At 37.2% G+C, this 5555-nt stretch carries 7 protein-coding genes; 6 read left to right on the top strand and 1 reads right to left on the bottom strand.

The annotated features are described in order from the left end of the window. Positions 1-74: 74 nt before the first annotated feature. A complete protein-coding gene (locus Q0W26_RS11180) occupies positions 75-509 on the top strand; it encodes a hypothetical protein (protein ID WP_298525352.1) in 435 nt (144 codons plus the stop codon). A 3-nt stretch (positions 510-512) separates the two neighbouring features. On the opposite strand, the gene Q0W26_RS11175 is transcribed toward Q0W26_RS11180, so the two are convergent. Continuing rightward, positions 513-2117 carry a dihydropteroate synthase-like protein gene (locus tag Q0W26_RS11175; RefSeq protein ID WP_298525350.1) on the bottom strand — a complete coding sequence of 535 codons (1605 nt, stop codon included), beginning with the start codon at positions 2115-2117 and terminating at the stop codon, positions 513-515. 287 nt (positions 2118-2404) lie between these two features. On the opposite strand from Q0W26_RS11175, the gene Q0W26_RS11170 reads away from it, so the two are divergent. The 5 genes from Q0W26_RS11170 to Q0W26_RS11150 all read left to right on the top strand — a co-directional run. Continuing rightward, positions 2405-2926, top strand: coding sequence for a pyruvate ferredoxin oxidoreductase subunit gamma (locus Q0W26_RS11170; RefSeq protein ID WP_298525347.1), 522 nt, complete (start codon positions 2405-2407; stop codon positions 2924-2926). 14 nt (positions 2927-2940) lie between these two features. Next, complete coding sequence (gene porD / locus Q0W26_RS11165; protein ID WP_298525344.1) at positions 2941-3183, top strand: pyruvate synthase subunit PorD; 243 nt, start codon at positions 2941-2943, stop codon at positions 3181-3183. A gap of 13 nt (positions 3184-3196) precedes the next feature. After that, the gene (porA, locus tag Q0W26_RS11160; RefSeq protein ID WP_298525340.1) at positions 3197-4342 is read left to right on the top strand and encodes a pyruvate synthase subunit PorA; all 1146 of its coding nucleotides are present in this window, start codon (positions 3197-3199) and stop codon (positions 4340-4342) included. Positions 4343-4344: 2 nt separating this feature from the next. Continuing rightward, positions 4345-5214, top strand: coding sequence for a pyruvate synthase subunit PorB (porB, locus tag Q0W26_RS11155; RefSeq protein ID WP_298525337.1), 870 nt, complete (start codon positions 4345-4347; stop codon positions 5212-5214). A gap of 10 nt (positions 5215-5224) precedes the next feature. Beyond that, on the top strand, positions 5225-5555 hold a 331-nt coding region (locus Q0W26_RS11150), incomplete at its 3' end, for a 4Fe-4S dicluster domain-containing protein (RefSeq protein WP_298525334.1).

Here is a 5555-nt window from a genome sequence, read left to right as displayed (position 1 = left end):
TATTTAAGTTTTATGTAATTAAGTATATATTGCTCTACATTTAATATATAATTAATTAAGGAGGTTTAAACAATATGGAAAAAGATAATGCAATTATCTTAATACTATTAATTCTTATTGCAATCGCATCATGTGTCTGTATTATCATAACAGGTACAAATGTTTCATTAGTTCAACCACATGAAACAAATACTACCGATTTATCAAATATAACCAAAAATACTACCAATTTGACAAACGGTTCAAGTGCAGATATCGATAATACACAACGTGATACTGGAGTCTATGCTCCGGATTCATCTGAAAGCAGCAGTGGAAATTATTATACCGGACAAAGTTATCAGTATACACCTTCCTATGATTCCGGTCAAGGCCAAAGTTCTGACAGTGGCCAAGGTCAAAGTAGTACTGACAGCGGTCAAGGCCAAAGCAGTGATAGTGGAAGTGAAACCCCAACCGTAGACCCTGGACAATCAGAACAGCCGGCAGAAACTGCTGATTTCGAATAAAAATTAAATTTTAAACTCATCAGGATTTTTGAACAACTCAAAATCCTGAACATATTCTTTTCCTGTAATCATTGCAATTTGAGCTTTTTGAAGTTCGGAACCCAGATATGCAGCGTGTTCCATACGAGTCACTAAATTTTTTGTTATTATTTCTTCATAGACTTCTTTAGCGGTGTGACCTACAATTACCAAATCCGCCTTGTTTTTTCTGAAATGAGTGGCGATGATTCTGCTGTCTTTAACTGTGGTGCCGTAATCTACACTTATCTTGAAACTGCCTGCCTTGTCCCTTATGAATTTAAGTGGCTTTTCGAGTCTTGTTTCGGCTACCCCATCAACTTCATTTAAGATAATGTCGTTTCTTTTATGCTTATCTTTAAAGGCAACCAGATTGATTCCCAAATCTTTCGGAATGGATTTCCTGTGCTTTGCCAAAAACATCATTTTGGATGCAGTGGCAAGTTCATAAACGCTTCCCCTTGTCTTTCCACTTTCCTCAGGAGTGAACAGTATGCTCACACCAAGCTCCATGCCTATTCCCGCCAGAAGCACATTGACACCGCCGGAATCGGCATCCATAAGTTCAGTGACATTGCCCACTCCGAAAAACATAGGAGCAGGATTTACCTTGTGAAACTCATGACACGCTATGATTGATTCTACAATACTTGCACTGTTTACAGGATCCAAAATCAAATCCGCAACATATCTCAAACCTTCAGTGTCCTTAATCAGCTGATGCATTGATTCAACACGTTCTGCAGGAGATTTAGGCGATTTGCCCTGTGAAAAATTGGTGGGAAGCAACACTGCAGGAATGTCTTTTTCCTTTAAGATTTCCTGAACTTCAGAGTTGTTTCCCAAATCAAGGCTTAAAACAAAATCAATGCCATTTTCAGCCGCAACCTGAATCTCTTTAGCATTTAAAGTGTCTATGCTTAATGGCCTGTCACCAACGATTGGCCTTAATGTCTGTATCAATTCGGGAATCTTGTCTGAAAAGTCCTCACCGGCAGCCATACCTATGTCAATCATGTCTGCACCAGAATCAACGAAATACTGGCATTTGTTGATTAATGCCTCTTTTGACAGGAATGGAGCATTTGCGATTTCTGAGAGCACCCTCATTGGGAAGTCTTCACCTACAGGAAGATTTCTAATCCTGATATTATTCGGCTTTTCAAGAAGTCTTTCGATATTTTCAGTGTCATTTTCAAACTCTTCAATGAATTTGAACGCTTCTTTTCTTTTTTCCTCTTCAATAAGTTTATCAGCAGGCTTGTCTTCAGACAAATCAATGCTTCCAATTAAATTCAAAACCATTGCAAGGTCAGCACCATCGGTGGATCCCTTGAAAGTTGGAATTCCAAGTTCCTTTGTGATTTCCTTGGTTCCCTTCTTAATCAATCCCGGAACCAAAATCATGTCAATTTCATCCAATTGATCAGAAAAACAGTTTTTTACCTCTTTAATAATTTGTCTCGGTGTTAAAAATGCCGCCACCTGCGTATTATCAGCAATATGTACTATTATATCCTCTTTAGAACTGGAAACAACATCTTTGATTAAAGGATATGCCAATTCACCAGTAATTATTAAAACTTTCATAATCTTCACAACTAGATTTTTATTATATATTATTATAACCTATAATATTAATAAACCTTTTAAAAATTAAATTTTATTATAATTTGTTATTTTATCAAAAAGGGATTTAAGAACAGTATAAGAAATATGGGAAAAATAAAACTCTTTATTATAATAACAAAGAAAAAATAAACGATTACACCAAAAAAATTAAAACAAAATAATTGAATAGATAGTATTTAACATAAAATTTATATATTTTGTAATTTATAATGATTATACATGATAAATATATGGAGGAAAAATTAATGATTGAAATTCGTTTTCATGGAAGAGGCGGACAAGGTGCTGTAACTGCTGCTGAAATCTTAGCAAAAGCAGCATTCAAAGACGGCAAATATTCCCAAGCTTTTCCATTCTTTGGAGTTGAACGTAGAGGAGCTCCAGTTATGGCTTTCACCAGAATTGATGACAAGCCAATTGATTTAAGATACCAAGTATATAATCCGGACTACGTACTGGTTTTGGACGACGGATTATTGAATGTAGTGGATGTTTTCGCTGGAATCAAAGACAACACAGAAGTGACAATTAACACTGAAAGCTTTGAAGGCAGCGGAGAGCATGAGGTTTACAGTATTGATGCAACTGGAATTGCATTAGAAATGTTAGGTCGTAACATTGTAAATACTATTATTTTAGGTTATTTTGCTAAGAAAACCCAAGCAGTAACCATTGATTCACTTCTCGAAGTGATTAAGGAAACATTCCCTGGAAAAGTCGGAGAGCTAAATGTCGAAGCTACTAAAAAAGCTTATGAAATGGGATAATAAGGGTGAGTATAATGGTAAGTATAGGATGTGTAATTAAAAACCCCGGCAACAGTAGAAATAACAAAACTGGAAGCTGGAGAACTTTCAAACCTATTTTAGATAAAGAGAAATGTATTGACTGTGATAATTGTATCATATTTTGTCCGGACGGCAGTGTAAATAAACAACATGACATTGATTATGATTACTGTAAAGGATGCGGAATTTGTGCAAACGAATGTCCTTCAGATGCAATTGAAATGGTAAAAGAATAAAGAGAGTGATGAAATGGTAAAAGAAGTAATGACCTCAAACAAAGCTGTTGCAGAAGCTGTCAGATTAGCTAAACCACAAGTTATTCCTGTTTATCCGATTACTCCACAAACTACAATTTCAGAATATTTGGCACAATATGTTGCTGATGAAAAAATCGATGCCAAATACGTTAAAGTGGAATCAGAACACAGTGCAATAAGTGCTGCGGTTGGAGCAAGTGGTGCTGGAGTAAGAGTATTTACAGCAACATCTTCACAAGGATTAATGTTAATGCACGAAATCTTATTTGCTGCTGCAGGTATGAGAGTGCCTATCGTTTTAGCAGACGCAAACAGAGCAATTTCCGCACCGTTAAACATTTGGAACGACCAACAAGATTCAATCGCACAAAGAGATGCAGGTTGGTTGCAAATTTATGTTGAAAATGCTCAGGAAGCATTAGACACTACATTAATGGCTTATAAAATTTCAGAACATCCTGATGTATTACTCCCATCAATGGTATGTCTAGACGGATTTATTTTAACACACACCGTTGAACCGGTAGAAATTCCAGATCAGGAAAGTGTAGATAAATTCCTACCTCCATATGTACCTGAACATGCATTCCTTGATCCAAAACAGCCAATGTCCATTGGTAACTTTGCAGATCCGGATTACTACACTGAAGCAAGACATGATATGGAAGTTGCAATGACAAAATCCATAGATGTAATCCAAAAGACCTGCAATGAATTTGCTGAAATATTCGGAAGAAAATATGGTCTTGTCGAACCGTACAAAACCGAAGACGCAGAAATAATATTCGTTGCAATGGGTTCACTTTGCAGTACCATCAGAGTTATTGTAGATCAATTAAGAGAAAAAGGCGAAAAAGTAGGTTTGCTTAAAATCAGAGCTTACAGACCATTCCCTGTTGAAGCGATCAACGAAGCTGTCAAAAACTGTGATAAAATTGCAGTCATCGACAAAAACTTCTCATTCGGAATTGGTGGAGCTCTTTATGCTGACATGAAAGTTAAAATCGATAAGGAAATCTACGGCTTTGTAGCAGGTTTAGGTGGAAGAGACATTACACCTGAAACAATCATTGAAGCATATGAAAAAACCAAAGTGCCAGAAAAAGATGTCACTTGGATTGGACTTAAGGAGGAATAGATATGGTAGATATACCTGATAAAGATTTATTAGCACCGGGACACAGAGGCTGTGCTGGTTGTGGAGCATCAATTGGAGTAAAATTAGCTCTTAATGCTTTAGGCGAAAACACTGTAGCTATTTCTGCTACTGGTTGTCTTGAAGTTATGACTACACCATACCCAGAATCTTCATGGGAAGTCCCATTTATACACGTTGCATTTGAAAACTCAGGTGCTGTTGCATCCGGTGTTGAAAGTGCATTAAGAATTCAAGGAAAGGATGACGTTAATGTTGTCGCTTTCGGTGGTGACGGAGGAACTGTAGATATAGGTTTACAATCATTATCCGGAGCTATGGAAAGAGGACACAACATGCTCTACATCTGTTACGATAACGAAGCATACATGAACACAGGTATTCAAAGAAGTGGGGCTACACCATACGGTGCAAGTACCACAACTTCACCGAAAGGTAGTGCAAGTTTCGGAGAAGACAAACCTAAGAAAAACATGCCTATGATTATGGCTGCCCATGGAATCCCATATGTGGCAACCGCATCAATTGCATATCCTGAAGACTTCGTCAACAAAGTTAAAAAGGCCGCTTCAATCAAAGGCCCTGCATACATTCACTTGCAGCAACCATGTACTACAGGTTGGGGATATCCTTCAGAAAAAACAATTGAAATGGGCAGGTTAGCTGTTGAAACCGGTTCATGGATCTTATATGAAATTGAAAACGGTGAGTTTGAAATCACTTACAGGCCTGAAGAAAGAAAACCTGTTAAAGAATACCTTGCACCGCAAAAAAGATTCAAACACTTAGATGAAGAGCACATTGAAAAAATCCAAAAATATGTCGACGCAGAGTGTAAAGAGTTAGGATTATAGGAGGAAGACAATGGAAAGTATTGTTGTAAACAATAACTTATGTGACGGATGCCTCAATTGTGAAAACATGTGTGCATCAGTCCATAAAGCCAGTAGAATAAAAATTATTGAACATGATTCTTCCTTTTATTCCATTGTATGTCAACATTGTGAAAGCGCACCATGTATAAAAATCTGTCCGACAGAAGCAGTTACCGATGACGGAGTCGATACTACAAAATGTATCGGCTGCGGATTATGTGTAATGGTCTGTCCGTTTGGTGCAATGACTTTCCAATCAAAAGTTGCTGAAAAATGTGACCTCTGTGCTGACAGAGAAGAAGGACCTGCATGTATTAAAG

This window comes from uncultured Methanobrevibacter sp., from assembly GCF_947169325.1.
GTDB lineage: Archaea > Methanobacteriota > Methanobacteria > Methanobacteriales > Methanobacteriaceae > Methanocatella.
This window is presented reverse-complemented; position numbering and strand designations above follow the sequence as displayed.

Excerpts from the sequence above, each read along its gene's own strand:
- Q0W26_RS11180 (WP_298525352.1), top strand. The coding sequence starts at position 75 with ATGGAAAAAGATAATGCAATTATCTTAATACTATTAATTCTTATTGCA.
- Q0W26_RS11175 (WP_298525350.1), bottom strand. The coding sequence starts at position 2,117 with ATGAAAGTTTTAATAATTACTGGTGAATTGGCATATCCTTTAATCAAA.
- Q0W26_RS11170 (WP_298525347.1), top strand. The coding sequence starts at position 2,405 with ATGATTGAAATTCGTTTTCATGGAAGAGGCGGACAAGGTGCTGTAACT.
- porD (WP_298525344.1), top strand. The coding sequence starts at position 2,941 with ATGGTAAGTATAGGATGTGTAATTAAAAACCCCGGCAACAGTAGAAAT.
- porA (WP_298525340.1), top strand. The coding sequence starts at position 3,197 with ATGGTAAAAGAAGTAATGACCTCAAACAAAGCTGTTGCAGAAGCTGTC.
- porB (WP_298525337.1), top strand. The coding sequence starts at position 4,345 with ATGGTAGATATACCTGATAAAGATTTATTAGCACCGGGACACAGAGGC.